This is a genomic window from Diaphorobacter aerolatus (assembly GCF_014489535.1).
Lineage (GTDB): Bacteria > Pseudomonadota > Gammaproteobacteria > Burkholderiales > Burkholderiaceae_C > Diaphorobacter_A > Diaphorobacter_A aerolatus.
On sequence record NZ_CP060783.1, the window covers coordinates 806,565 to 833,189 of the forward strand.

Genomic DNA, 26,625 nt, shown 5'->3' on the forward strand with positions numbered 1-26,625 from the left:
CGGGATCGCCTCCATTCCTCCCTGCCTGACCATCGCTGACGACATGCTCCCAAACACCGCGCAAGCCGCGCAGCCGCAGCCCCCAGAGCGCCACATCCTCTGCATGAAGTGGGGCACGAAATACGGCCCCGAGTACGTGAACCGGCTCTACGCCATGGTGCGTCGCCACCTGACGGGGACTTCCGCTTCGTCTGCCTGACCGATAACACCGATGGCCTGCGCCCCGAAGTGGAGTGCCACCCGATTCCGGACATCAACTTCAATCTTGCGCCGGGAGAACCCGATCGCGCCTGGAAGAAGCTCACCACCTTCGAGGCCGATCTCTACGGCCTGCGTGGCACGGCATTGTTTCTGGACATCGACATCGTGATCGTCGGTAGCCTCGACGATTTCTTCACCCGGCCCGGCCAGTTCCTGATCATCAAGGACTACCCGCGCTTCTGGCGCAACAACGCCAAACGCATCGTCGGCAACTCGTCGGTATACCGGTTCGAACTGGGCGCGCATGCCGACGTGCTGGCGTATTTTCGCGAGCACTCGCAGGAGATGCGCGACAAGTACCGCAACGAGCAGGAATACCTGTCGCACTTTCTGAACAGGCAAGGCAAGCTGTCGTACTGGCCCGCCGCCTGGTGCCCGAGCTTCAAGTACGCCTGCATTCCCGCCTGGCCGACCAACTACTGGAAGGAACCCCTGCCGCCCAAGGATGCGCGCATCGTGATCTTTCATGGCGAGTGCAATCCACCGGATGCGCTGGCGGGGCGCAGCAACCGCCCGTTCCGGCACATTGAACCGGCGCGCTGGGTCACTGCGGCCTGGAACCCGTGACGCGGCGATTGCTCTCATAGCGCGCCGAGCCGCCTGCTGCGGCACTACCGGCGTGCATCGACCAATGCATGCCCCTTCATGCCCGTCAGTATTGCGAGCAGGCTGGCGGCCTTGTCGTATTCGGAACCGGGCGGCAGAAACAGCGTCTGTTCGAGCATGTATTGGCCGGCCATGACGGAGTGCACCGCCTGATCCGAAAAACACACCCAGCTCGAACCCGCCGCAAATTCCACGGTTTCCTGCGGAGCGTGCTGCTGGTACTCCGAGTCACTCTTCATGCCGTCGTGCAACTGCAGCATCAGGTGGTCATATTCGCTGCGAAACGACTTTGTCACGTGCAGGGTTTTGAGCGCCCTCGCCTGCCAGGCCACATAGGGCTTGGCGCGTGGCAGAAATCTGCGCGCCACGTCCTCGAATGGTTCTCCGACGCGCCACACGCGCGGCGCGCCGTCGGGGTTCACGTTGGTGAACACGCGCAGGATGCGCTCGCCGTAATTGGGCCTCGAAGGAAACGCATCGACATGCATGCGACGGTCGTCGGCGCGCCAGGATTGCGAACGTGTCTCGACCTGCATGGGCCGAAAACTCGTGGGAGCGATGCGCATGACCTCGGCGTACGCAGGGAACAGCCGGGAAATAAGCCCGACCGCCTCGGCGCGAAAGCGCTGCACCATGGCCACAAGCTGCAGCCGTGTGGCCTCGTCACCCGCCGCGCCCTTGAGCGTGCCATCGACGTTCAGGCTGATGTTGCGTGATCTGGGATCACGCACCTCGGGCCGCAGCAGTTGCTTCTCCTGCGGCGTGAGCGCAAACGCGAGTTGCGGAAAATACAGCACCTTGCCGGATTCCAGCGCCGTGACCCATTCAGGGCGCGCGGAAATCGTGTGCCAGTTGCTGCCAATGATTTGTAATATTTGCGTATTCATGGCATTCCCAACAAATTGTCGTGAAGGCCATGGCAGATAACTCGTCGAGGTGTTTCAGCCCTTCGAGGAAAGGCGCCTTGCGCTCAATTTCCAGAGCAACGCGGCTGCGCAGAACCACTGCAACGCATACATGACAGTGCCAACACTGTGCCAGAGTTTAATCTGTTGGCGGGCAACGATGCGCGGCGACACGCCGTATTGAACAAGCAAGGCCAGCAGCAGACCGGCAATCACCAGCACCAGACCCGACTGCGCCCAGGGCTCTTCGATCTCGGCATGACGACGCTTGGCGAGCAGCAGCAGCGCCACGGCACAAGCAATCGTCACCCAGGTCTGCGCGGCAAACAGCTTGGCCGCCATGTTGCCTGCCATCGTGGGATTGCCCAGATGCATGAACAGCATGGGCACGGCCAGAAAACCGATGGCCGTGAGGCTGCCCCACCACAGCGCGGCGGCAAACACAGGCAGGCGCTCATACATGGACTTGCCTCTTTCAGGTGATCAGAGGTAGCGGACAGCGACCACTTCGTAGCGACGCTCGCCGCCCGGGGCCTGCACCACGGCGGTATCGCCCTCTTCCTTGCCGATCAGCGCGCGAGCGATGGGGCTGGACACGTTGATCAGGCCTTGCTTGAGATCGGCCTCGTCTTCGCCGACGATCTGGTAGGTCACCGCGTCGCCGCTCTTCTCATCCTCGAGATCGACGGTGGCACCGAACACGATCTTGCCACCGGCATCGACGGCCGCCGGGTCGATGATCTGCGCAGCCGAGAGCTTGCCTTCGATTTCGAGAATGCGGCCTTCGATGAAGCCCTGGCGATCCTTGGCTGCTTCGTATTCCGCGTTTTCGCTCAGATCGCCCTGCGCTCGGGCTTCGGCAATGGCCTGCACGATGGCAGGACGCTCTACCGACTTGAGTTGCTTGAGTTCCGTCTTGAGTTTTTCAGCGCCGCGTGTGGTGATTGGAATTGTGGCCATGGTTCCGACTCCGTTTGTCTGTTCGTTTTTGGCGCATGGCGTGCGCCGGGTTCGCTGGGTACTCCAATGTGGTGATTCATCCAAAGAACCGTTCCCCAGAGCCCAAAAGCAAACCGCCGCGCGTTGCCGTGCGGCGGTCATCCATTACGCAAGCATTATGCCGGTTTTATGTCGACCATCTGCCTACAAAACCCGCCGCCCGGTTCGGGCAGCGGTTGCTTGCATCAAAGCGCAAGCTGTGCGTGCAGTTCCTGAAGGGAGTAGACGTCCAGATGGTTCAGATGCTTCATGCCCTCGACGGCGGCTTCCGCGCCGAAGATCGTCGTGAAGGTCGTCACGCGTGCGAGCAGCGCGCTGGTGCGAATGGCGCGCGAGTCGGCAATCGCATTGCGGCGCTCTTCCACGGTGTTGATCACCATGGCGATCTCGTCGTTCTTGATCATATCGACGATATGCGGTCGGCCTTCGGTGACCTTGTTCACGGTCTGCACCTCGATGCCGGCCTCGGCAATGGCCGCAGCCGTGCCGCGCGTGGCGCAGAGCTTGAAGCCCATCGCCGCGAGTTCCTTGGCGATGGCAACGGCGCGCGCCTTGTCGGCATTCTTCACCGTCATGAAGATCTTGCCTTCGGTCGGCAGCTTGGTGCCAGCGCCCATCTGGCTCTTCACGAAGGCTTCGCCAAAGGTCTTGCCCACGCCCATGACTTCACCGGTGGACTTCATCTCGGGGCCGAGAATCGTATCCACTCCCGGGAACTTCACGAATGGGAACACGGCCTCCTTCACGCTGAAGTAAGGCGGCGTCACCTCCTTGGTCACGCCTTGTTGCGCGAGCGTTTCACCGACCATGCAGCGCGCTGCCACCTTGGCGAGCTGGATGCCCGTGGCCTTGGAGACGAAGGGCACGGTGCGCGAGGCACGCGGGTTCACTTCGAGCACGTAGATCACGTCCTTGCCATCGCGCTCCTGAATCGCGAACTGCACGTTCATCAGACCGACGACGTTCAGGCCGTGGGCCATCTCGGCGGTCTGGCGCTTGATCTCGGCAACCGTTGCGGCGCTCAGGTAGTACGGAGGCAGCGAGCAGGCCGAGTCGCCGGAGTGCACGCCCGCCTGTTCGATGTGCTCCATCACGCCACCGATGAACACGGCACCGGTCTTGTCGCGCACGCAATCGACATCGCACTCGATGGCGTCGGAGAGGAAGTGATCGAGCAGCACCGGCGAGTCGTTGCTCACCTTGACCGCTTCGCGCATATAGCGTTCGAGGTCGCGCTGCTCGTGCACGATTTCCATCGCCCGGCCACCGAGCACGTAGGACGGACGCACCACCAGCGGATAGCCGATGGCCGATGCGTGTTCGAGCGCCTGCTGCTCAGTGCGCGCCGTGGCGTTTGGCGGCTGCCGCAGCTTCAGGTCGTTGAGCAGCTTCTGAAAGCGCTCGCGGTCTTCCGCGGCGTCGATCGAATCGGGCGAGGTGCCGATGATCGGCACGCCTTCCTTCTCGAGACCGAGCGCCAGCTTGAGCGGCGTCTGGCCGCCGTACTGCACGATCACGCCCACCGGCTTCTCGACGGCGACGATCTCGAGCACGTCTTCGAGCGTCAGCGGCTCGAAGTACAGGCGGTCGGAGGTGTCGTAGTCGGTGGAAACCGTTTCGGGGTTGCAGTTGACCATGATGGTTTCATAACCATCTTCGCGCATCGCCATGGCCGCATGCACGCAGCAGTAGTCGAACTCGATACCCTGGCCGATGCGGTTCGGGCCACCGCCGAGCACCATGATCTTCTTCTTATCGGTGGGCTGCGCCTCGCACTCGTCGTCATAGGTCGAGTACATGTACGCGGTGTTCGACGCAAACTCGGCCGCGCAGGTATCCACACGTTTGTAGACCGGGCGCACCTTGAGCGCGTGGCGCGCGTCGCGCACGGCCTTGTCGGTGGTGTGCAGCAGCTTGGCGAGGCGGCGGTCGGAGAAACCCTTTTGCTTCAACGCGCGCAGCGTGTCGGCGTCGAGCGCGGCCAGCGCCTTGTCGCCGTGCTCCGCGTAGAGCTTGTCGAGGTCGAGTTCGATCTTCACGATCTCCTCGATCTGCACCAGGAACCACTTGTCGATCTTGGTGATCGTGTGCACTTCATCGAGCGTCCAGCCAGCGGCGAACGCATCGCCCACGTACCAGATGCGGTCGGGACCGGGCTCGCCGAGTTCCTTCTCGAGAATCTCGCGATCCTGGGTCTTCTCGTTCATGCCGTCCACGCCGACTTCGAGACCACGCAGGGCCTTCTGGAAGGATTCCTGGAACGTGCGGCCCATGGCCATCACCTCGCCCACCGACTTCATCTGCGTCGTCAGGCGGTTGTCGGCCGTGGGGAATTTTTCGAATGCGAAACGCGGAATCTTGGTGACCACGTAGTCGATGGAAGGCTCGAACGACGCAGGCGTCTTGCCGCCCGTGATTTCGTTCTTGAGTTCATCGAGAGTGAAGCCCACGGCCAGCTTGGCGGCGATCTTGGCAATCGGGAAGCCGGTGGCCTTGGACGCCAGCGCCGACGAACGCGAGACGCGCGGATTCATCTCAATGACGATCATGCGGCCATCGGCGGGATTCACCGAGAACTGCACGTTGGAGCCGCCCGTATCGACACCGATTTCGCGCAGCACCGCCAGCGAGGCATTGCGCATGATCTGGTATTCCTTGTCGGTCAGCGTCTGCGCGGGCGCGACGGTGATCGAATCGCCGGTGTGCACGCCCATCGGATCCAGATTCTCGATCGAGCACACGATGATGCAGTTGTCCGCCTTGTCGCGCACCACTTCCATCTCATACTCTTTCCAGCCGAGCAGCGATTCCTCGATCAGCAGTTCGCTGGTCGGCGAGGCTTCGATGCCGCGCTTGCAGATGGTCTCGAATTCCTCCGAGTTATAGGCAATGCCGCCGCCCGTGCCGCCGAGCGTGAAGCTCGGACGGATCACGGTCGGGAAGCCGACGGTCTTCTGGACCGCCCAGGCCTCTTCCATGGTGTGCGCTATGCCCGAGCGCGCCGAACCCAGACCGATGCGGGTCATGGCTTCCTTGAACTTCTGGCGATCTTCGGCCTTGTCGATGGCTTCGGGCGTGGCGCCGATCAGCTCGACCTTGTACTTGTGCAGCACGCCGTTCTTCCACAGATCGAGCGCGCAATTCAGCGCCGTCTGCCCGCCCATGGTCGGCAGGATTGCGTCGGGACGTTCCTTGACGATGATTTTTTCCACCGTCTGCCAGGTGATCGGCTCGATGTAGGTGACGTCGGCCGTGGCCGGGTCGGTCATGATCGTCGCGGGGTTGCTGTTGATCAGGATGACCTTGTAGCCCTCCTCGCGCAGCGCCTTGCAGGCCTGCACGCCGGAGTAGTCGAACTCGCAGGCCTGGCCGATGATGATCGGGCCAGCGCCAATGATCAGAATGGTTTTGATGTCTGTGCGCTTTGGCATTCTCAATTCTCCTTGGCCGAGGCCATCAATGCCGTGAAGCGGTCAAACAGGTATCCGATGTCGTGCGGCCCGGGCGATGCCTCGGGGTGTCCCTGGAAGCAGAACGCGGGCTTGTCCTTGTGCTCAAGGCCTTGCAGCGTGCCGTCGAACAGGCTGATGTGCGTGGCGCGCAGGTTCGCGGGCAGCGACTCCATGTCCACGGCAAAACCGTGGTTCTGGCTGGTGATGCTCACGCGTCCGTTGTCCAGATCCTTCACGGGGTGGTTCGCGCCGTGGTGGCTGTTGTCCATCTTGAACGTCCTGGCACCGGCGGCAAGCGCCATGATCTGGTGCCCGAGGCAGATGCCGAACGTGGGCTTGCCCGACTCGACGATTTCCTTCACGGCCGCGATGGCGTAGTCACAAGGCTCCGGATCGCCGGGGCCATTCGAGAGAAACACGCCATCGGGATTCATCGCCAGCACGTCCCTGGCAGGCGTCTCGGCGGGCACCACGGTCAGCGCGCAACCACGTTCGGCGAGCATGCGCAGAATGTTTTTCTTCACGCCGAAGTCATACGCCACGACCTTGAAACGCGGCGCGGTCTGCTTGCCGTAACCCTCGCCCAGCACCCATTCGGACTCGTCCCAAGGATAGTTGCTGGTGGTGGAGACCACCTTGGCGAGATCGAGGCCCTTCATGCTCGGCGCCGCCTTGGCCGCAGCGACGGCTTGTGCAATGCGCTCGTCCGTCACGGTTTCGCCGACTGCGAGACCGACGATGGCGCCATTTTGTGCGCCCTTGTCACGCAGCAATCGCGTGAGCTTGCGGGTATCGACATTCGCAATCGCCACCGTAGCTTCGCGCACGAGGTACTGGTTGAGCGTTTCCTCGGAGCGGAAGTTGCTCGCGAGCAGCGGCAGGTTCTTGATGATCAGACCGGCAGCATGGATCTTGTCGGCTTCGACGTCTTCGGAATTCACGCCATAGCTACCAATGTGCGGATACGTCAGCGTGACGATCTGCTGGCAGTAGCTGGGGTCGGTGAGGATTTCCTGATAGCCGGTGAGCGAGGTGTTGAACACCACTTCGCCGACCGTGGTGCCGGTGGCACCAATCGAATTGCCAATAAAGACCGTGCCGTCTGCGAGCGCCAGAATGGCGGATGGGAAGTTTCCCTTGAGAGACAAAAGCACTGGGTTCTCCGAATGGTTACGGGTCGCCCGGGAGCCTGCGGAGGTGCACCGACGAAAAAATTAGCGTCTGACACGTCCTGCGGACTACTGCGTTGAATGAGTTGCTTTGGTGCGGCCGGGCGACAGATTTCTGGAAAGCCGCCAATTATAGCGTACCGGGAGTAACCCGAAGATGGTCTTGAGCCTTGCAATTGGCATGTGAAGCTAACGAACACCAGCACCATGCGGCACTCTGAGCACCTTGCGAACATCCACGCCATTGCTGCGCCCTACTTCAAGCAGCCGGTCGTAGGTGGCATCGTCCATATCGGGTGACCGCGACAGTATCCAGAAATATTTGACGTCGTCGCCGATCACCACCGCCGTCGAATAATCCGCATCGACGTACACCACGTTGTAGCCACCCTGGAATGGCCAGAAGAACGAGACCTTGAGGGAACCAACGCTGCTGTCGCCGAGAAACTTCGCCTTCGCGTGCGATTGTTTCCATGTGCCCCTGGCCGGATCGAACCCACGGTTGACAATAGAAACGGTTCCGTCGTCGAGCAGCTTGTACTGCGCGGTCGTGCTGGTCATACCGCGTTCGAAGCGGTGATCGATACGTGCGATTTCGTACCAATGCCCCATGTACTCTGGCGCATCGAAGTCATTCACGGGCAACACGCCCTTGGGCACCGTGACGCGATCAGCCATGAAATAACCCACCGCCAACGCGATGCCACTGCCCAGCAAAACGGCTGACGCCACCTTGCCATCACCATCCTGACACCGGCCCGCACGTTGATTTCGCATATCGCTGCTCCTTCAAAGGATCGTTTGTAGCAACTTCCGCAGACTCGCCGCGTAGTCCACTTTTGAGCAAAGGTACGGCAGTGGCTCCTACACAAGGCCATGCCAGGTAGTGCGCGTGTTTGCCCACTCGGCCTTTCATCCGCCGCAACTATTTGTCGCCTTGAACCTTGTCGTCTTCGCTCTTGGCATCTTCCATGGCCTCGGGCTCCAGCTTTTCCGCCGACGTGTTCAGATGAACAAACACACCCCAGCCCGCGAGCAAAACACCGACAGCGCCGATGAGCAGCGAAGCGTTGAGCATCACCTCGTGTTCTACGGAAGCCTTGAAGATCGTGATCAACGCCTCGACAGCAAGCGCAACCACCAGAACCACCATAAAACGCGAAAGAAAGCGCCGCACTCGCGTGGGCCCGCTGATGTGCGTGTCGCGCACAACCTCTTCTTCAAGAATGGTCTGCGCGATCTGCAACGCCACCACGCTGGCCGCCAGCACGCCCAGCGCCTCGACCAACTTGAACATCTCGTCAGGGCCGAGCCCATTCTGAAACGCGGCCCACCCCTTGCTCCCGGCAATCCACAGCAATCCCATCGCACACAAGGTAAACATCGCCGCCATCAGGCAATGAATGGCCACAAAAACAGCATGCGCGAATTTCATAGGAACTAGGGACTGGTGAACAACAAACGCGCATTGTTGACGCCGTGGCGCGCTACGGATGTAGGAGGTGCTCGCGTGTGCGTGGCGGGAGGATGGTGCAGTTGCGTGGGAGAGAGGAGAGTTCGCTACCGAAGATGCTGGGTCACATCTTTGAGCCAGTCGAGCAGATGGCGTACCGCAGGGCGCATGCCTTTGCGGCCCAAATGCACTGCATGAATAATGCTGGCGGGCGCTTGCAGGTCTAGCGCGACCTCGATCAATTCCCCTTGATCGATCGCGTTGCGGACATAGATCTCCGGAATGATGGCCATCCCAATGCCTTGCAAAGCCGCTTGCCGCAACGTAGCCAGATCATTCACCAGCAAGCGAGGGCGCAATGGCACCTCCACCGGCAATCCATCTTGGGCAATCAACTGCCACGATGGCTGCGTGTTCGATGTTTTCCAGGCAATCACGGGTGCATGTTCCAGCGTTTCGTGCAGGCTACCCTTGATCGCCGTGGCCCAGCGGGGGTGCACCACCAGACGCAGTGGCATCGTACCGAGCACGACCGGTACGAAATGCTGGGGATAGTCCATCTGAGAACGGGCGCGAATCACAAAATCGACGTCCTCGTTTTGAAGATCAACCTGGCGATTGGAAATTTCCAGCTCCATGCGAACCTGCGTATGGATTTGCATGTAGCGCATGACCTCATCTCCCAGGTGCAACTGCATTAGCGAGGGAGGAATGGCTGCGCGCACTACCCCACTGGGTTCACGCTGCAGGTTTTCCACCATCGCAACGGCATCGTCCAGCTGCGCAAAGATGTCCAGGCTGCGGTCGTGAAGAATACGCCCTTGCTCCGTCAGCTTGAAGCTACGGGTGCTGCGCTCTATCAGGCGGGCGCCCAGCGCGGTTTCCAGCTCGGTGACATGGCGGCTGAGCGTCGCGCGCGACTGCCCCGTTTTGCGGTGGGCGGCGGTGTAGCCGCCAGCGTTCACCACCTCCAAAAAAATCTTCAAACTATTGAGGTCGTGCATCGACTGCGGCGGGGTTTTCTGGAGAGGCGTCAGACACTGTAGTTCACTTTATTTGCATCGAAAATGAAATAGTAGTGGTCAATTATGGTGCTTTTTTGATGTTTTGAACTGTTTAACATGCAAATCATCGATGGATGTTCGTCGATGTTTGTTCACTTGCTGATGGGAGATGCCATGCAAAGCACAGTCATGATTGCCAAGACTTACGGTCAGGCCGATGTCCTTGAATTCCTTAGCGTAGAGCTACCGCCGCTTGCCGTGGGCATGGCGCGCATTCAGGTGCGCGCGGCGGGTATCAATCCCATCGATGCGCGACGCATGACGGGTGAGTTCCGTCACGCTGCTCTGCCGCAGACTTTTGGCACCGAGTTCGCAGGAGAGATCCTCGAGATCAACATGCCCGAGAATGCCAAGTGGTCCGTAGGCGATGCTGTTTTGGGCTCGGGTGGGGCTTTTACGCATGCCTCCGTCATCGATGTGCCTGTCGGCAATTTGGTGGCCAAGCCGCCTGCCATGTCGTGGGAGGTTGCAGGCTCGCTGGCAGGTGTCGCGCAGACGGCCATGACCATTCTGAATGAAGTCGGCAAGGTGCGGTCGCTGCTGGTGCATGGCGCATCCGGTGGCGTGGGCTCGATTACCGTGCAGTTGGCGCGTGAGCGCGGCATGACCGTGGTGGCCACCGCATCGGCCAGCAACCAGGATTATTTGCGCTCGCTGGGTGCCGTACCTGTGGTGTACGGAGCAGGTCTGACTGAGCGTCTCAAAGCAGCTCATCCTCAGCCGTTTGATGCATCCATTGATATGTCGGGTACGGAAGAAGCGACACAAGCCTCTTTGGCTACCGTGGTTTCTGGCGGTTTCATGGGCTCCATTGCCGGGCGAAAGCTGTCTTCACCGCTGATCAAGGCCGTCTGGGTGCAGCGCAACCCGGCCAATTTGCAGCATGTGGCCGATGGCGTGGCGGCTGGGCGCTTCAGCTGGACCGTGAGCAAAACCTATCCCTTCGCGCAAGCGCGAGCGGCCTACCTGGCGATCCTGGAAGGCCATAGCCGTGGCAAGACCGCCTTGATGTTTTGAGCTGCATCGCGCCAGTCTGATTGCTGGCGCGTCATCAGAAACGTGGAAAGAGGATGGACACGCCCCGCGCGCCAGGCAAGCCCCATCTGATTTCCTTTCGACAGCGGTAGGGGCGGATGACAGCCCGGTCGCCGCTGACCAGAACTTCAATGCACCGCGAGTTTGCACCATGATTCAACCTCTTCCCGACAACCCCATCCTGGAATGCATTGAGCTGACGTGGCCCTGGGTGGGCGTGGATCCGTTTTTGCTGTGCGCCCACCATGTGGAGCACTACCCGGCCGGGGATGCCCACCATGCAGTACCGCAGTCCCAGCGGGCAGGCCACCCTGCTGGCAACGATTTTGCCAATCCTGATGGCTACAGCCTGTATGCCGGTGCAGATGGCATGCCGGGTTTTCCCAATCACCCGCACCGTGGAATGGAGACGGTATCCATCCTGCGTCAAGGCTATATCGACCATGCGGACTCGTTGGGAAACAGTGGGCGTTATGGCCCAGGCGATGTGCAGTGGATGACGGCCGGTGGCGGCATTCAGCATGCGGAGATGTTTCCGCTTCTCCATCAAGAACGCCCCAACCCACTGGAGTTGTTTCAGATCTGGCTGAACATGCCGGGACGCAAAAAAATGGTGCATCCGGAATACAAAATGATGTGGGCCGAGCAGATTCCGCACTACACCCATGGCGGCGCCGACGTTCAAATCATCGCCGGTGCCTACCAGCCGCAGGAACCGGGCGGCGCCGCGCTCATCGCTCCCCTACCTCCCACACAAGACACCTGGGCGGCAGACCCACGGTCTGATATTGCGATCTGGATGATTACCTTGGAGCCTGGTGCCATCCTGACCTTGCCGGCCGCGCAATTGCCCGGCAGCCTGCGCACCTTGTTTGTCTATGAAGGCAGCGGCCTGCTGGTGGACGGCCAGGATGTGGGGAACAACCGGCGCGTGCGGGTGGTCGCCCAGACCACTTTGCCACTTGCCAATCGCAGTGCACACACCGTGCGTTTGATGCTGATGCAGGGCGTGCCGCTGCAAGAGCCAGTCATTCGCTCCACGGTGTACGTGACGAACACCCTTGAAGAATTGCACCAGGCCAAACGCGATTTTCAACGCACACAGTTTGGTGGCTGGCCCTGGGAAACACGGCAGCCCATGCATGGGCCGGGGTTTGAACGGTTTGCGTGGTATGCCGGAAAGAAGGAGACGGAGAGGCCATGAATGGAAGTTGGATGACTGTCGTTGTCTGATGCTAGGCCGGCTTTGGCGCAACAAGCATTCTGGCGTTGCGCAGCACATCAAACAACGCGTCCCGTCCCATCGCTATACCCGCACCGCCTGGGTCTGTTTCATGCGCGCAGCGTGGCACTGGCAGCCCTGGTAATGCGCCTGACGGCTCACGCCCATGTGTTGGCAAGTTCTGCTCGCACTCATTCCTTGGACGAGTTTTTCCTGGAGATCGATCATGCGGCTCCCGTTCAGGCAATGATGAAAGATTGGTATTCCAAGAAGCCTGAGCGATTCAAGGAGCAGGTTTAGAATCAATCGGGACTTGACATATAGACATCACCAACCCATCCTTTCGCTTAATTAAGAGACTAATTAGTCGCATTATAGACATGACTTGCCCGACGTGTCAAAGCTCAGATTTGCGATTGCTGTGCAACGGCCCCTGCTCGTCTAAGCCTCAACGAGGAATGGAGCAGGTCCGTTCTTTTCCAGCTTCAGTCGTTAGTACATTGGCTTGCGGGTGTCCTCGGGAGGAGGCATCGTCACCAACCGTGCAAGTTTGGGCCGCAGCCAGTTCTCGAAGTCATCCATCACCGCATACACCACGGGCACGAGCACCAGGGACAGCGCTGTGGAGGAAACCAAACCGCCGATTACCGCGATTGCTAGTGGCTGGCGGAATTCCGATCCGTTGCCCAGGCCGAGCGCCGTGGGCAACATGCCCATGGCCATGGCGATCGTGGTCATGATGATGGGCCTCGCACGTTCGTGCGCCGCGTCCAGCAGTGCCTGCGTCTGCGTGCTTCCGTTGCGTTCGGACTCCACCGCATGCTCCACGAGCAGGATGGAGTTCTTGGCCGCAAGCCCCATCAGCATCAGCAGGCCAATCAACACCGGTAGGTTGAGTTCGCCCCCACGAGCAGCAAGGCCAGGAAGGCTCCGGCAAGCGACAGAGGCAGTGCAGCCAGAATGATCACCGGCTTCACAAAGCTCCTGAACAGCAGAATGAGCACGCCGAGAATGAGCCCTACTCCAACCAAAATCGCCACACCAAAGCTGGCAAACAATTCATTCATGCTCTCCGCATCGCCATACAACGGGCGTGTCACACCTTCCGGCAGCTTCTTGAGGATCGGCAGCTCCTTGATGGCGGCATCGGCCTCGCCGAATGACGCACCCGCGATCTCGGCTTCCAGCGTGATGCGACGCTCACGGTCAAAACGGTCGATATGCGAATCGCCCACCTGGAAACTGAGATCAGCCACAGCGGAGAGCGGCACGTTGCCACCATCAGCCGTCGGAACGCGTAGCGCACCGATGCTGCCCACGTCCTGGAGCGCCGTCTGCGGCAGGCGTACGCGCACAGCGAGCCGCTGACGGCCGGTGTTGAACTTGGAGGCGGTGGCATCGAGGTCGCCCACGCTGGTCATGCGCGCTATTTGGGCAACAACGTCGGGCGTCACGCCCAGGCGCGCAGCTTCATCCGGTTTGAGGCGAATCACCAGCTCTGGCCCCGGCAGCGGCGCGACTTGGTGTACGTTCTTCAACATGGGGAGCGCGCGCATTTGCCGCTCAACCTCACCCGCTGTCTTTGCCAGTACGGCACCGTTATGCCCACCCAGAATGACCTGGATATTCTGCGTCCCACCACCTTCGCTTGCCGTGTAGCTCAGGCGCACGTCAGGCACGGACATCAAAACTGGTCTGATGTGGTCCTGGAACGCACGGGTGTTCATGGAGCGCTTTTCATGCAACTGCACGATGGCCGTTCCCTTGCGCGGATCGCCATCGCGCAAACTGCTACCCACGTTGACAAAAACATCTTTCACATCTGCCTCGGCACGCAATTGGCGCGTCAGCTCGACCATGGATGTCCGCATGTCCTGCGTGGTGGCGCCTGGCGCTCCCTGGACGCTGATCTGCACCGTACCGCTGTTGCCAGTCGGAGAGAACCCCGTAGGCAACCAGCTCGCCAGCACCAAGGAGCCCACAAAGATGGCCACACCCGCGCTCATGGACCACCAGCGGTGCGCAAGAGCCCACTCCAACACAGTGCGGTACCAACCAGTGAAGGGTTTGTGTACTTCCGGCCGGGTGGACGGCTTGAGAAGGTATGCACACATCAGCGGTGACAGCATGCGGGCTACCAGCAGCGAGAACAGCACAGATACGGCCACTGTCACGCCGAACTCACGGAAGTATGGACCCGCATTGCCGCCCATGAACGCTACTGGCAGGAACACGACCGCAATCGACAATGTCGTTGCGACCACGGCCAGCCCGATCGCATCGGCTCCCTCCATCGCAGCGCGCCAGGGAGACGCCCCCGCCTGCACGCGCTTTTGGATGTTCTCCACCTCGACAATGGCATCGTCGACCAGCACTCCGATCACTAGCGTCAACGCCAGCAACGACAGCATATTGAGGGTGTAGCCGAGTGCATGGATGACCGCAAAAGTCGGAATCAATGAAATGGGCATCGCGACAGCGGCGATTACCGTCGCACGCCAGTCACGCAGGAACATAAAAACCACGACAGCGGCAAGCAGCATCCCTTCGAGCAGCGTATGGACCGTGGCGTCGAAGCTCTCTCGAGTGTTCTTTGCGCCCGATGTGACCAACTTGAACGAGACGTGCGGATGCTCTTGTGAGAGTTTGGCGACTGCAGCGCCTACCGCCTCTTCCACACTGACATCCGATGCGGCCTTGGTCTTCATGACCTGAAAACCCACCACGGGCTCGCCATTCAGAACGGCAAAGCCGCGTCGATCGCTCGCGCCGCTCGCCACCGTGGCGACATCGCTCAAACGCAAATGGCGACCGTCGCGCGTAGCAATTACCAAGTCTCCAAGAGATTGCACCGTCGCAGGTGCGGCGAGCACGCGAACCTGCTGCTCCTGAGAGCCTATCTCGGCGCGCCCACCAGATGCGTCCAAGTTGTGCGCACGCAAAGCATCGTTGATAGTCACTGCTGTCAGGCCCAGCGCCTGCATACGTGCGGGGTCGAGCGTGACCGTCACGTCCCGCCCTACACCTCCGACACGGGTGACCTGTCCAACGCCCTTGAGCGACACAAGCTGACGGGCGACCGTATCCTCGATGAACCAGTTGAGCTCCACATCGTCCATTTTGTCCGCTGCGACCGCATAGGTCAGCAGAGGCATGGCATCAAAGTCGACTCGCTCGACGATCGGCGGCTCCACGCTGGAGGGAAGGTTGGCCCGTACGCGGTCAACCGCCGAGCGCACTTCGTCAATCGCCCGCTGCGGATTCTGGCCGATCTCGAATTCAACCACCGTGGAGGACATGCCCTGAGTGACAGTGGAGATGACATGTTTGACACCGGCGACATTCGAGAGACCATCCTCCACCACCCGTGTTACTTGGGTCTCCACCTCAGTAGCTGCGGCGCTGGGCAAGGCCACAGACACCTGGACGGCCGGAAACGATACGTCAGGGAACAGCTTGATGGGCATGGCCCGGTAGGCCAACAAGCCGGACACAAGGATCGCGATGAACAGCAGTACGACGGGAATAGGGTTCTGGATAGACCAGGCCGAGATCCGCATTTTCATGATCGTCCTGCCTTTCTATCGTCTGCAGTTGGGCGACCGCTCGTCTCTCCGTTTTGCAACGTCAACGTCTGCCCTCTAGGCGAAGGTTGCTGTGTCAGAGGTTGCGTTACTTTTACCAACACGCGGTCACCCTCCATCGCGAATGCGCCACCACCAAGAGCGATGCGCGTTCCCACGGGAGGACCGCTGCGCAGCTCAACCCATCCATCGGCGCGGGCGCCCAACGTCACCGGAAGCTTGCGAATGCGTCCCTCTGCATCGACGGTAGCCAACAGTGGCCCCCGGCCTCGAAGTGCACCGCCTTCTCTGGAACAGCCGCCACGGGCCGTGCCTCTGGCTGAAAGCTCGCACGCGCAAAGCCTCCGGGGCGCAGGTCCTGGCGGACGGGCAAGGTCACGCGCACCTGTACCAACTTGGTTTTCTCATCCACACGACGCGACAGTAGTCGCACTTGCCCTTGCACATGAGCTCCCGACGCCAACACGACAGACACCGCCTCGCCTTGCCGGATGCGCCCCAGCTGGTGCTCGGGCACTTCTGCGGCCAGCTCCACCAGCCCTTCACGGGCCAGGCGGAACATCGGCTCAGCCCCCGATGAGGCCACGTCGCCACGCCGCACCGTGCGCTGCAGCACCACCCCTGCAACTGGCGCGCGCAAAGTCATGCGTTCGGCCTCGACACGCAATCCAGCAAGCTGGGCCGCTGCCACGTCTGCATTAGACTGTCCGCTGGCAGAAGCCGTACGTCGCTGCTGGATCTGCTCGTCCGACAGCACTCCTTGCCCGTCAAGGCCCGCCACGCGCGCCGCTTCCGCCTGCGCCTGCTTTGCCTGAGCTCTCGCCTGGGCAAGCGCGGCTTCGGCTTGCTTGATCCGCGCCTGCAGCAAGCCGTCATCCAGACGGGCCAGCGGCTGACCCGCGCGCACGGCATCCCCTTCATCGACCAGAAGCGACGCAACTCGATAACCGGAAAGCTCTGGACCGACTACCACTTCCTCACGCGGCACCAGCAATCCGGAAACTTCTTGGCTTGCATCCATCGGACGCATTTCCACCTCCGCTGCACTCACGGCACGAACCGACTCCACAGGCGGCTTCTGGACCACACTGCCCTCGCCCTGTGAACACCCCATCAGCGCCATGGCAGCTGCCAGCACGCCCAATTCATATCTCATGTTGATCCTCTTTCCTACTTGTCTGGAGGCTAAGTTGTGAACCACCACCCAGCGCATGAACGATTCGGGAGGCATTCGGATGCCCACGCCGAATCCGCTGTACGAATATGTCGCCACCAATACAGCGATAGCAGCGATCACGACAACGATCCATCGAGTCACGTTGCTCAGCTCTGCGGCACCCAACTGGCATCAGCCTGCCAACCACCGCCCAATGCCTGGAACACCTGCACCGCGTGGTTCAGCGCTGTACCTCGTGCGTCAGTCAACGCAACGCGCGCCTGACGATAGGTTCGTTCGGCATCCAGCACTACGATCAGATCAAAGACACCAGCGCGATACCCCTTGTCCGCAGCTTGGAACGCGGACTCCGCCCGGTCTTGCGCGCGCTGTAGCATGTCTAGCCGCTGCTGGTCAGACGCCATCTGCAGTAATGCTTGATCCGTCTCCGAAAACGCCCGCTGGACCGTCTGCTCATAGGCAATCACCGCCTGCTCCGCACGCGCACCTTGCGCTTTCGCCTGCGCCAACAGACGAGGCCGGTCGAGCACGGGCAAGAGCACATTGCCCGCCAGGGACCAATAACCTGTGCGCAGCGAATTTCCATTGCCTTGCCAATTCAAACCGACACTGGGCGTGAGCGTGATGCTGGGCCACAGCGCCAGGCGCGACAGCTCCAGCCCTCCCGCGGCGGCATTCATCTGCGCCCTCGCCATCAGCACATCGGGGCGACGCGTCAGTAGCTCGGAAGGCAGTGCATGCGGTAACCCTGGTGGCTTTGACAGGAGAGCAGCCGAAGGCAATGTGTCAAGCGAAGCATCTCCGAGCCCCACAAGCACTAGGAGGGCACGCCGGCTAGCGTCCCACTTCGCCTGCAGCACTACCTCATCGGCTTGGGCAGCCCACAAACTCGCCTCAACGCGTGCCAGTTCTGAGACTGGAGCAAGACCTCTGTCCATCTTGCGGGCGAGCAAATGCTGCAGGTTCCGCTGAATGGTGACCGTGGCCCGGGCATCCTCTAGCGCAGCAGACAGACGCTGCACCCCAAACCAGGTTCTCGCAACCTCGGCTACCAGTGCGGCCCGTGCGGCATGGGCGGCATACAGTGCCGCGTCATATTCACCCTCGGCCTGCCGCGTATGAGCCGCACCGCGGCCAAAAACATCTAACTCCCAAGATACCCTTAGCCCGAGTGCTGCACTGTCCTGCGTGCCAAGATCCATCGCCGCGCCGTCGCCCTTGGAGCCTTCCAGCCTGCGGGTACCACGGCGCTCGACTCTTGCGTCCATACCACCCTGGGGCGGTACTGCGTCAGTGCCGCCTCGCGTATCGCGCGCGCCTCACGCATGCGCGCCACCGCCATTCGCGCCTCTGTGCTGTCTCGAAGCGCCTGCTCCACCAAGCGGTTCAGTTCGGGAACATCAAATAGCATCCACCAGCTATCTAACGATGCACTCGCCTCAGTACCCACTGGCACAGTCTTTGATGATGAATAGTGCGGCGCCATCACTGCAGATGGAGGCGGTGCATCCGTAACAGCAGCGCATCCCGCCAACGCTATCGCCGACAGAGGCATCATCCAGCGAGACCAAGTCTTCATACCGACCTCTTCCTGGTCTTCAGTTCAAGTTCTGCTTTCGACAACTTCGCTGCCTGATGGCTGGATGTTGACGCCCGCTGCTTCACTGCCTTAGCTGGTGATCCTGAACCTTGCGATTCGACCCCGCCCCTCCATCCTTCACTATCAAGCTTGACGAGCATGGCCTGCATAGCCTCCGCAGTTACGCGATGAAAGTGTTGAGCTTCAAGCAAACGCTCGACCGCATCGTCGGTTAAATCACAAGTTGCCAGCAACTCCTCCACATAGCCGGAAAAACGCAGGCACTCTTGGATACTCTGCTCAAGCGACATGGCAAATGGATTGGCTTGCAACTGGAAAAAATCCTGCCGCTCGCCGCGCACAGCGACCCGTTCGATAACTCCCAATCGCTCGAGCAGACGAGTATTGGTGCTCACGCTTCCGCGACTGGCTTGAACGCGCTCCGCCAGGTCGGAAAAACTGATAGGGCCACCGTCAAGCAGTAGCACGGCTATCAGGCGCCCTGCTATACGAGACAGGCCGCTGTTTTCCGCCTGCATGGCGTTGCGCTCAATGAACAACTCTCGCGCCAACTGACCTGTGACATTGTTTGGACTCATGTGATGCTCCAGTTTTTACATTCGATTTGTTCAGTATATACTAAACATAACGAACGATCAACCCAACACCAGATCTCAAGGGAGCGCTACAAGATGCCTATGGACGTACCCAGTCAACACACCTTGCGTCTTGCCGAAAGTGATCGCCGCCGTCTCCAATCACTGAGGCGTTGCAGTGCGAGAAGAAAGAGGTCAGGCGTCTACACACAGCGGAGGCACCCCATCCTTAACGGCGACCCTCGGTTGCGACAGCCCTGCACAACAAAATCAACAGGAGTCAGAGCACGAGCTGCCTCGATTTGCGGACTGGATAGATGACTGAAGATGTGTGAGCCCCCCCACACAAGCGAAGTAGCACAGCGCCCTGCACTTTGGATGCCCCTCGGCCAGAGGCTGCGTTCTGCAAGGGCACGATTCACAAACTTCGCAGCCACATTGATGTGGCGAATCAGTCTGGCGCCGCCGACAGGCTCCCTCGCCAATGTCTTCTCGGTATGCCACTTTGTTCACCGCTCTTTCACATGTCGAGCCCAGGCCCTTCACGGCGGCATGTCGACTTGGCAAGATCGCGATACAAACATTCGAGGGGAGATCTCCGCATCAACTGGGTTGACTCCGCTCTTCATTCTTACTAACACTAATGGAACTAACAGTGCAAAAAGTAAAAAGACAACAGCCCATCAAGGCGTGGATGGCACGGCTCTTCTACATGTCCCTCCTCAGCCTTGCATCAGTTGCACCATTGCACGCCAATACTTTCAATGTGCTTGGTGTTGGTTTAACCAAAGGCAATTCCAACACCAACGAGGGACGCAGTGGCGCAATTCAATCGCAGCTCGATGCGGCCAAAGCGTTAAACGCTGAGGCAGATACTCTTGCTCAAGAGTTGGACCGTCTTCGCGCAAACACGCAGGTACCACCGTCCCCCCTCCCTCCGAGCAAAGAGCAGATCAAGCAATCATTTGAAAGCTGGAAACAACGCATCCCTGCAGACGCTGACATTGAAATGCTTGAGCGCGTACTTGGTGAGGAACGCAAAGCGATTGCTACGCTTAAAGCCGGTATCGAACAAACCGCCACAGCTCAAGCCAATGTGGTTTCGCAACCCACATCAAGACGTGTTGATATATCTCAGCTCCAGCAACTTGTACGGGACAGTTCTGAGCCAGTAACCGCAGAGCCTGGGGAAACGGCTGAGCTTACACAAGCTCGTCAAGTACGACGAAGTGCGGAACATCGTCGAGCCTCGCTGGAATTAACCCTCCGCCAAGAAGAGCAATCCACGTTAGAAATTCGCCAGCGCTTGCTTTCAGCCCAACTGAACGCGCAGCGTACTGAGCTTACAGAACGCCTCTCTCATGTGGAATGGTTAAATCAGAACATCGCAGAATATAACAATAGGCTATTAGAGTTGCAGTCTCAGGAACTGCATCGATTTGCAAGTCAAATCCCACAAGACCAATTAGTCATAAAAGAGCTAGCAAAACAAAATTCTGATCTCGCGGGTGAAATTTTAAAAAATTCCGTTCAATTGAATCGAGAACGTGACGAGTTAAGCAATGACGAATACCTCCGCGATCAGTTGGTCACAATCGTCAATGAAACACGAACCCGGCTACGTTTAGGAGGGAACAATGCTTCCGTAGGACAATGGCTATGGAGCCAAAGGATGGGTTTATCATCAAATAACGCTATACAGTCGAGATACAAGGCTACACTGCCAAAAATTGCAGACCTCCGCCTCGCAATTTTCAATGCTGGAAAAGCGAGAACCACACCAGATAGCACAACACCCAACGACATAAAAACAAAAGAGGAAAATAACAATCTATCCCCTGAACAGGCATTACAGCGTGATTCGCTACGAAGCCAGCAAGCTAATTTAACGAGTCAACTACAATCATTTCTTCTCCGCCGCGTCGGTGTACTAGAGCAATCAGGCGAAACTCTACAGGTAATTCTTCGTCAGAGTAGCGATTTGCGTCAAGTCTTAGACAAAGAACTCTTGTGGCTTCCTAGCCACCGCCCAATGGATAGCATTTGGTTGCGTGAATGGAACTCCGCGCAAGGCTCCAAACACAACTTGGAAAATGTTTTAAGCGCATCCCCTTTAAGAACGGCACGAGCACTCCTTATTGACCTATTAAGGACCCCTTGGCCATACATCATTTCTTCGGCAGTGGTAGCCTTACTATTGGTCTTGCGTAAATATGCGCTACGACAAATGTCAAAAATCGCACAGCAAGTGATGGATTTTTCAAAAGATAGATTTGGCCTGAGTATGGCGGCCTTAGGCTGGAGTTTACTTTATACACTACCTTGGAGCGTTGCAGCAATAACGTTCGGAGAGATAATGCAGGCATCTCCAGCACTGGATAACTCATTGGGTCCACTTGGTAGCGCCCTAAAGCAACTGAGTGCATTTATTTTTGTAGCAACACTCATCAACGCAATATTTCGCTCCAACGGTTTAGCACTTGCTCATTTTCAATGGCCAACAGAAGATGTGAAAACGTTACGCCAAGTGATGCGCCAATGTGCATGGCTTATTGTTCCGGCTGTGTTACTTGGAGGGATTGCCTACTATAGCCCTGATGATAACGCAATTAGTACCTGGGGCCGACTATCAACGCTTGTTCTATCTATCGGTTTAGTTTTAGTAGTCTGCAGCTACATACGGCGAGAAGCAGCAAAAAATCGATATCAATTTCGCTGGGACTTGATTGCAAGTGTAATGCTCATCTTTATGCTCATAGGTCTAACTATTGGTGTAATACTGGGGTATGTCTATACTGCCATGGAGTTAATACAGGCACTTCTGACTAGTTTCGTTTTTTTAACAGCTTCAGAAGTTGCAATTGGACTACTGCAACGCTGGCTGCTTATAGGCGAGCGCCGATTAGCATTAGATCGCCTGCGAACTGCATCTACACACACCAAAGAAATCACAGATAACGGCAGCATTTCAGCAATTAATTATGAAGCAGATCAACTCGCATTGGTAACTGTGAGTCAACAAACGCGTCGACTACTCGGGCTATTGGAAAAAGCATTAATCACTCTGAGCTTGCTCTATGCTGCACTCCCTATATTACCTGCGCTTATGCGCTCCGAAAGCATTGGACTTTGGTACACCACCAATATAGGAGTTGATGGCCTACCTCAATCATCCCCTGTGACACTAATGGATGCAATATTGGGCATATTAACATTACTCTTAACCATCAGTCTCGCGCGCAACCTGCCAGGTCTGCTTGAAATAATATTATCCGCATCCGCCAGAATCAGCAGATCAACACGCTATACCACAACCACTTTGGTTCGCTACGCCACTACTATTATTGGAACAGTGATTGCATTTTCGCTATTTGGATTGCGCTGGGGTCATCTACAATGGTTAGCCGCAGCACTAACTGTAGGCTTGGGTTTTGGACTTCAGGAAATTTTCGCAAATTTCGTTTCAGGATTAATTCTTTTGGTGGAAAGGCCCTTTCGAGTGGGCGATGTCATTTCTATTGAAAAAATTAATGGAACTGTCATGAGAATTCATACACGCGCTACTACAGTCCTTGATTTTGACAATAAAGAAATTGTTATTCCAAATAAAACATTCATAACTGGCCAGGTTACAAACTGGACACTAAGCAATGATGTCACTCGTCTAGTCATTGATATAGGAATTGCACACGGAAATGATCCTGCACAAGTGCAAAACATGCTACTCGATATAGCGCATACGCACCCGGATGTTCTCGACGATCCCAAACCAAGCTGTTGGTTCATGGCTCTAGAAGGCTCAGGTCAACGATTTGAGCTTCGAGCCTATGTTGGAAACGTTGATAATCGGCTGCAAGTGCGTAACGACCTCAATCGCGAGATCAATGAGCGTCTTTCAGCAGCTGGTATTGGTATTGCGGTGCCTCAAATGGATATTCATATGCATGATTCTCCGCGAGGTTTTATGAAACACCCTTGTACAGCCTCCAGCGACGCTTGATAGCACCGCTTCACCGCTCGTGAAAATCGTGGGTAAAGCGTTTCCAATTGCATGGCATTTGATGGTCGTCTCCCCAAGTACAGTTGGTATCGCGAGCAGTGCACGCTGTAGGTGGCGGCAAGCCACCGGACGGCATTGCACCTTGTGCCTTTGTTGCAGTAGAGTTTCACACCTGTACTTGGGCGTCGAATTCCATCGCAAAGGTGGCACCAGGCCTTGTCATGCAACGATCGATCCAGGCATCAATCACCGGGTCGCCGGGTTTGCCCATCCAGGCATAGGGCGAATGCAGCAGCAAGTCAGCGGCCGTGAAGTGTTTGCCAAACAAGAAGTCTTGGCCTTCCAGAGCCTTGCGCAGCCGTGTCAGGGCCTCCGCCTTGGTACGGAAGGTATTCATTAGCACGGGATGTTGCAGGCCGGCGAATTCCAGCACCAGGAGCGGCTCCAGCACACCCGAGTACCAGGCGAACCAACTCAGGTAAGCGCCACGCTGTGGATGATCTGGAGGGATATTCAGGCCCGTAGCTGGAAATCGGTCGGCGAGGTATTGGATGATTGCCGCCGACTCCCAGACCTGCACATCGCCATCCATCAGCAACGGTACCTTGCCATCCGGATGGGGGTTGCGCGGATCGGGCGCGCCGGAGCCGTCCAGCCGCTGGATGGTGACGATCTCGATGTTGACTTCCTCCAGCGCGCCCAGCTCCTTGAGCAATGCGAGCACACGGGTGGAACGGCTTCGGGGCTATGGAACAGTGTCAGCACGGAGAACTCCTTGAATGGGTAAAGGGATAATCTATCCGATACTCCTGTCATTTTCTGTCAGTTGCTGATGGCTCGCCCCGATCGATTGTTTCGCCTCCTGCACGCGCTGCGCGTACTGCCTTCACCTGTCACAGCCGCACAATTGGCCGCGGAGACGGGCGTGTCGGTACGCTCCATCTACCGCGACATCGATAGCCTGCGCGAGGCGGGGGCCGAGATCGGCGGTGAGCGCGGGCTCGGCTATTGCCTGATAGAGGATGGGACGCTGCCGCCGCAGATGTTCAACCGCATCGAGATTGAGGCGTTGGTACTCGGCTTGGCTGAGGTGCGTCACAGCGGCGATCCGGCTCTGGCAGAGGCAGCCGCCTCGGTGCTGGCCAAGGTGGCTGCGACGCTGCCGCAGGCGCACCAGCAGCAGGTGCTGCATGCCGTCTCGCAGGTATACAGGCCGACTCTGAGGTATCCCGAGATGCCTTGTCTACCCGCCATTCGAGAGGCCTGCTGGCGCGAGGAGGCGCTGGTTATCATGTATTGCGACAAGGACGGCCAACTCAGCGAGCGCACTATCTGGCCTCTGGCCATCGTCTATCTGGAGCAAAAGCTCATGGTGCTGTCCTGGTGCTGTTTGCGCGAGGATTTCCGTATGTTCCGCCCGGACCGCATTACGACAGCCACGCCCACGGGGCGAGTTACCGACCTCAACGGGTAGGGCTTCTGCGCAGATACATCGAGCGTATGTCGGCAGCGAGAAGTCTCAGCGAGTCGCCAGCATGACCAGGCAACCTGTTGGTTGGCGCTACCACATGCCGTTGCCGTGACTACGACAGAGGTAAGGGATCGCAAAGGTGCACTGCTGCGTGAAGGCGGCTGCCGCGATTTTCATATTGGCAATTGTCCACGAGTGACTTTTTTTGAGCGATCGAACCTAGCGTTTCCCCATATACCTCATGACGTCTCCCCATATTCGATCACTTCTGACCTTGCCCCTGAATTCCGTACCCCATAGCCGAGCTACGAATGGGCTTGTCTGGCCTGTGCTGCATGCCAGTCTTTTTCGAACTGCATCGGGCTGACGTGCGCCAGCGTCGAGTGTAGCCTGCTGTGGTTGTACCAGAGCATCCAGTCGATGACCTCGTCCTTTGCCTGGCGCCGTGTCACAAAGCGTTGGCCGTGCAGCCGCTCCACCTTCAGCGAGCCGAACAGCGTCTCGCTGCAAGCGTTGTCCCAGCAGTTTGCGCGCCGGCTCATGGAGGCCGTGATGCCGTACTCCGTCAGCACCTGGCGGAAGTCCTCGCTCGCGTATTGGCTGCCCCTGTCGCTGTGGAAGATCAGCCCGGCATTCTTGTCCGGATGGCGCTTGAACCAGGCCATGCGCAGCGCATCGATCACGATGTTCCGCGTCATATCCTCGCGCAGCGACCAGCCCACCACCTGGCGGCTGAACAGGTCGATCACCACGGCCAAAAACAGCCAACCTTCGTCAGTCGAGATGTAGGTGATATCGCTCACCCAGACCCTGTTGGGCTCGCCCACGTCGAACTGCCGATCCAGCACGTTGGGCGCAACCGGCAAACCGTGGTTGCTGTTCGTGGTGACCTTGAAGCGGCGCTTGCCCTTGGCCCGGATGCCATGCAACTGCATGAGCCTGCGCACCCGCTCCTTGCCCACGCGAATGCCTCTGGCCTGCAGCGCTTTGCAGGTGCGTGGCCAGCCATAGCTGCCGTGAGTCTCGGCGTGGATTGCCTTGATGTGCACCAGCACGGCATCATCGCTGAGATGCAGCCTCTGGGCACCGTGGACACAGCGAGCGAAGTGCTCGTGGTATCCGGCGATACTGGCCTGCAGAACCCGGCACTGCACCGAGATCGGCCACATCCTGCGGTTGCGATGAATGAAGGCGTACTTCAGCTCTGCGCCTTCGCGAAGTACGCCGTCGCTTTTCCCAGGATGTCGCGCTCCATCTTCACACGCGCCAGCTCCGCGCGCAGCCGGCTGATCTCCATCTGCTCGGCACTCACAATGTTGCCGCCCGCTCCTGTCAGCGTGTCCAGCCGATCCGCCTTGACCCAGTTGAACAACGTCTGCTCCACCAACCCCAGCGTCCGCGCCGCCGCCGCGATACTCTGTCCACCCTTCACCAGGCGCACCGCCTCCTGCTTGAACTCTAGCGTGTAGCGCGCCCGCACTGTCTTACTCATTTTCGATCTCCTTGCTTGCATTGAAACACTCTGCAAGGGATACGGGTTTTGGGGGCAAGGTCAGACTGCATCAACTGATCGGTGAGGCGCTCGTTAATTGCCCCCAGCTCATCCTTATCAGCAGCCAGAACAAACAGCAGGCCGACAGGCACATGCAATGCTTCGGCAATCTTGGTGATCGTCGAAAGTGTCGGGTCGCGCTTATTATTCTCAAGCATCGACAGGTAGGATACGGAGCATTTGGCGCTGTTCGCTATGGCACTTTGAGAGACCCCCCGTTGCGTTCGGCAAAGTCGAATGGCTTGCCCTACGTTCATGGTGTTCGTTTCCCTCTAGTTGCAACTAGGCCGATACGATCAAATTTTACTACCAGTGAACCCCATTTAAACAAAGCGTTGCCCAAAAATCACGGCAATGGCAATGGCTTCGGGCGGCCACTCATACAACGATGCGAGGCCCGTGCTCTGGCGACAGAGCCTTTTCGAAATGTAGTCCCTGTCACGCTCTAGGATCGAGGGTCAAGTATTTCCGCATTGTGCTCCCCCTTCTGCTCGCCAAGG

At 58.5% G+C, this 26,625-nt stretch carries 20 protein-coding genes and 3 pseudogenes; 6 read left to right on the forward strand and 17 right to left on the reverse strand.

From position 1 onward, the window contains the following. Nucleotides 1-103: 103 nt before the first annotated feature. A pseudogene (locus H9K75_RS03705) lies at nucleotides 104-828 on the forward strand (glycosyltransferase). Between the two features lie 44 nt (nucleotides 829-872). Here the strand turns inward: H9K75_RS03705 and H9K75_RS03710 are convergent. From H9K75_RS03710 to H9K75_RS03745, 8 genes are all read right to left on the reverse strand, one after another. Further along, nucleotides 873-1,754 carry a Kdo hydroxylase family protein gene (locus H9K75_RS03710; protein WP_187724811.1) on the reverse strand — a complete coding sequence of 294 codons (882 nt, stop codon included), beginning with the start codon at nucleotides 1,752-1,754 and terminating at the stop codon, nucleotides 873-875. 54 nt (nucleotides 1,755-1,808) lie between these two features. Next, on the reverse strand, nucleotides 1,809-2,234 hold the full coding sequence (locus H9K75_RS03715) for a DUF4149 domain-containing protein (protein ID WP_187724812.1): 426 nt from the start codon (nucleotides 2,232-2,234) through the stop codon (nucleotides 1,809-1,811). Nucleotides 2,235-2,255: 21 nt separating this feature from the next. After that, nucleotides 2,256-2,732 (reverse strand): transcription elongation factor GreA, encoded by a 477-nt coding sequence (gene greA, locus H9K75_RS03720; protein ID WP_187724813.1) that lies wholly within the window; start codon nucleotides 2,730-2,732, stop codon nucleotides 2,256-2,258. A gap of 224 nt (nucleotides 2,733-2,956) precedes the next feature. Further along, nucleotides 2,957-6,202 carry a carbamoyl-phosphate synthase large subunit gene (gene carB / locus H9K75_RS03725; protein WP_187724814.1) on the reverse strand — a complete coding sequence of 1,082 codons (3,246 nt, stop codon included), beginning with the start codon at nucleotides 6,200-6,202 and terminating at the stop codon, nucleotides 2,957-2,959. 2 nt (nucleotides 6,203-6,204) lie between these two features. After that, nucleotides 6,205-7,377, reverse strand: a complete 1,173-nt coding sequence (gene carA / locus H9K75_RS03730) for a glutamine-hydrolyzing carbamoyl-phosphate synthase small subunit (protein ID WP_187724815.1) — start codon at nucleotides 7,375-7,377, stop codon at nucleotides 6,205-6,207. Between the two features lie 204 nt (nucleotides 7,378-7,581). Next, complete coding sequence (locus H9K75_RS03735) at nucleotides 7,582-8,169, reverse strand: lipocalin family protein (RefSeq protein ID WP_226858507.1); 588 nt, start codon at nucleotides 8,167-8,169, stop codon at nucleotides 7,582-7,584. Nucleotides 8,170-8,317: 148 nt separating this feature from the next. Further along, on the reverse strand, nucleotides 8,318-8,827 hold the full coding sequence (locus tag H9K75_RS03740) for a hypothetical protein (RefSeq protein ID WP_187724816.1): 510 nt from the start codon (nucleotides 8,825-8,827) through the stop codon (nucleotides 8,318-8,320). Nucleotides 8,828-8,952: 125 nt separating this feature from the next. After that, complete coding sequence (locus H9K75_RS03745) at nucleotides 8,953-9,849, reverse strand: LysR substrate-binding domain-containing protein (protein ID WP_187724817.1); 897 nt, start codon at nucleotides 9,847-9,849, stop codon at nucleotides 8,953-8,955. Between the two features lie 117 nt (nucleotides 9,850-9,966). Here H9K75_RS03745 and H9K75_RS03750 point away from each other — a divergent pair, with 117 nt between their 5' ends. The 3 genes from H9K75_RS03750 (at nucleotide 9,967) to H9K75_RS03760 (ending at nucleotide 12,466) form a co-directional block, all read left to right on the forward strand. Next, nucleotides 9,967-10,926 (forward strand): NADP-dependent oxidoreductase, encoded by a 960-nt coding sequence (locus H9K75_RS03750; RefSeq protein WP_187724818.1) that lies wholly within the window; start codon nucleotides 9,967-9,969, stop codon nucleotides 10,924-10,926. Between the two features lie 169 nt (nucleotides 10,927-11,095). After that, nucleotides 11,096-12,148 (forward strand): pirin family protein, encoded by a 1,053-nt coding sequence (locus H9K75_RS03755; protein WP_187724819.1) that lies wholly within the window; start codon nucleotides 11,096-11,098, stop codon nucleotides 12,146-12,148. A gap of 141 nt (nucleotides 12,149-12,289) precedes the next feature. Further along, nucleotides 12,290-12,466 carry a hypothetical protein gene (locus tag H9K75_RS03760; protein ID WP_187724820.1) on the forward strand — a complete coding sequence of 59 codons (177 nt, stop codon included), beginning with the start codon at nucleotides 12,290-12,292 and terminating at the stop codon, nucleotides 12,464-12,466. Nucleotides 12,467-12,658: 192 nt separating this feature from the next. Here H9K75_RS03760 and H9K75_RS03765 read toward each other — a convergent pair. The 6 genes and pseudogenes from H9K75_RS03765 to H9K75_RS03785 form a co-directional block, all read right to left on the reverse strand. Then, nucleotides 12,659-15,732: pseudogene (locus H9K75_RS03765) on the reverse strand (efflux RND transporter permease subunit). A 226-nt stretch (nucleotides 15,733-15,958) separates the two neighbouring features. Then, entirely contained in the window at nucleotides 15,959-16,906 is a 948-nt protein-coding gene (locus H9K75_RS03770) for an efflux RND transporter periplasmic adaptor subunit (protein ID WP_187724821.1), read from the reverse strand. Nucleotides 16,907-17,073: 167 nt separating this feature from the next. Next, nucleotides 17,074-17,607: a TolC family protein gene (locus tag H9K75_RS24600; protein ID WP_264293967.1), complete on the reverse strand. Its 534-nt coding sequence runs from the start codon at nucleotides 17,605-17,607 to the stop codon at nucleotides 17,074-17,076. Between the two features lie 186 nt (nucleotides 17,608-17,793). Then, nucleotides 17,794-18,195 (reverse strand): annotated as a pseudogene (locus H9K75_RS25395) (TolC family protein); the annotation flags it as partial. Further along, a complete protein-coding gene (locus H9K75_RS03780) occupies nucleotides 18,090-18,338 on the reverse strand; it encodes a hypothetical protein (RefSeq protein ID WP_187726188.1) in 249 nt (82 codons plus the stop codon). The gene H9K75_RS03780 and the pseudogene H9K75_RS25395, both read right to left, overlap by 106 nt. 164 nt (nucleotides 18,339-18,502) lie before the next feature. Further along, complete coding sequence (locus H9K75_RS03785; protein ID WP_187724823.1) at nucleotides 18,503-19,105, reverse strand: GbsR/MarR family transcriptional regulator; 603 nt, start codon at nucleotides 19,103-19,105, stop codon at nucleotides 18,503-18,505. A gap of 652 nt (nucleotides 19,106-19,757) precedes the next feature. Between H9K75_RS03785 and H9K75_RS03790 the strand changes: the two genes are divergently transcribed. Beyond that, complete coding sequence (locus H9K75_RS03790; RefSeq protein WP_226858508.1) at nucleotides 19,758-23,102, forward strand: mechanosensitive ion channel domain-containing protein; 3,345 nt, start codon at nucleotides 19,758-19,760, stop codon at nucleotides 23,100-23,102. A gap of 166 nt (nucleotides 23,103-23,268) precedes the next feature. On the opposite strand, the gene H9K75_RS03795 is transcribed toward H9K75_RS03790, so the two are convergent. Further along, a complete protein-coding gene (locus H9K75_RS03795) occupies nucleotides 23,269-23,826 on the reverse strand; it encodes a glutathione S-transferase family protein (protein WP_226858509.1) in 558 nt (185 codons plus the stop codon). Nucleotides 23,827-23,934: 108 nt separating this feature from the next. Here H9K75_RS03795 and H9K75_RS03800 point away from each other — a divergent pair, with 108 nt between their 5' ends. Continuing rightward, complete coding sequence (locus tag H9K75_RS03800; protein ID WP_226858510.1) at nucleotides 23,935-24,576, forward strand: helix-turn-helix transcriptional regulator; 642 nt, start codon at nucleotides 23,935-23,937, stop codon at nucleotides 24,574-24,576. A 302-nt stretch (nucleotides 24,577-24,878) separates the two neighbouring features. On the opposite strand, the gene H9K75_RS03805 is transcribed toward H9K75_RS03800, so the two are convergent. Together H9K75_RS03805 and H9K75_RS03810 are read right to left on the reverse strand one after the other, a co-directional pair. Next, nucleotides 24,879-26,065 (reverse strand): IS3 family transposase gene (locus H9K75_RS03805; protein ID WP_187724824.1). Its coding sequence is split into 2 segments (ribosomal slippage): nucleotides 24,879-25,810 and nucleotides 25,810-26,065, totalling 1,188 coding nucleotides; the frame shifts between segments, so codons are not numbered across the junction. Next, complete coding sequence (locus tag H9K75_RS03810) at nucleotides 26,062-26,382, reverse strand: helix-turn-helix domain-containing protein (RefSeq protein ID WP_187724825.1); 321 nt, start codon at nucleotides 26,380-26,382, stop codon at nucleotides 26,062-26,064. The genes H9K75_RS03805 and H9K75_RS03810 overlap by 4 nt, the downstream gene beginning before the upstream one ends. Nucleotides 26,383-26,625: the final 243 nt, after the last annotated feature.

Coding starts and splice junctions, on each gene's coding strand:
- H9K75_RS03710 (WP_187724811.1), bottom strand. CDS start 1,754: ATGAATACGCAAATATTACAAATCATTGGCAGCAACTGGCACACGATT.
- H9K75_RS03715 (WP_187724812.1), bottom strand. CDS start 2,234: ATGTATGAGCGCCTGCCTGTGTTTGCCGCCGCGCTGTGGTGGGGCAGC.
- greA (WP_187724813.1), bottom strand. CDS start 2,732: ATGGCCACAATTCCAATCACCACACGCGGCGCTGAAAAACTCAAGACG.
- carB (WP_187724814.1), bottom strand. CDS start 6,202: ATGCCAAAGCGCACAGACATCAAAACCATTCTGATCATTGGCGCTGGC.
- H9K75_RS03735 (WP_226858507.1), bottom strand. CDS start 8,169: ATGCGAAATCAACGTGCGGGCCGGTGTCAGGATGGTGATGGCAAGGTG.
- H9K75_RS03740 (WP_187724816.1), bottom strand. CDS start 8,827: ATGAAATTCGCGCATGCTGTTTTTGTGGCCATTCATTGCCTGATGGCG.
- H9K75_RS03745 (WP_187724817.1), bottom strand. CDS start 9,849: ATGCACGACCTCAATAGTTTGAAGATTTTTTTGGAGGTGGTGAACGCT.
- H9K75_RS03750 (WP_187724818.1), top strand. CDS start 9,967: ATGCAAATCATCGATGGATGTTCGTCGATGTTTGTTCACTTGCTGATG.
- H9K75_RS03755 (WP_187724819.1), top strand. CDS start 11,096: ATGATTCAACCTCTTCCCGACAACCCCATCCTGGAATGCATTGAGCTG.
- H9K75_RS03770 (WP_187724821.1), bottom strand. CDS start 16,906: ATGAGATATGAATTGGGCGTGCTGGCAGCTGCCATGGCGCTGATGGGG.
- H9K75_RS24600 (WP_264293967.1), bottom strand. CDS start 17,607: ATGAATGCCGCCGCGGGAGGGCTGGAGCTGTCGCGCCTGGCGCTGTGG.
- H9K75_RS03780 (WP_187726188.1), bottom strand. CDS start 18,338: ATGCTATTTGATGTTCCCGAACTGAACCGCTTGGTGGAGCAGGCGCTT.
- H9K75_RS03785 (WP_187724823.1), bottom strand. CDS start 19,105: ATGAGTCCAAACAATGTCACAGGTCAGTTGGCGCGAGAGTTGTTCATT.
- H9K75_RS03800 (WP_226858510.1), top strand. CDS start 23,935: ATGGCTCGCCCCGATCGATTGTTTCGCCTCCTGCACGCGCTGCGCGTA.
- H9K75_RS03810 (WP_187724825.1), bottom strand. CDS start 26,382: ATGAACGTAGGGCAAGCCATTCGACTTTGCCGAACGCAACGGGGGGTC.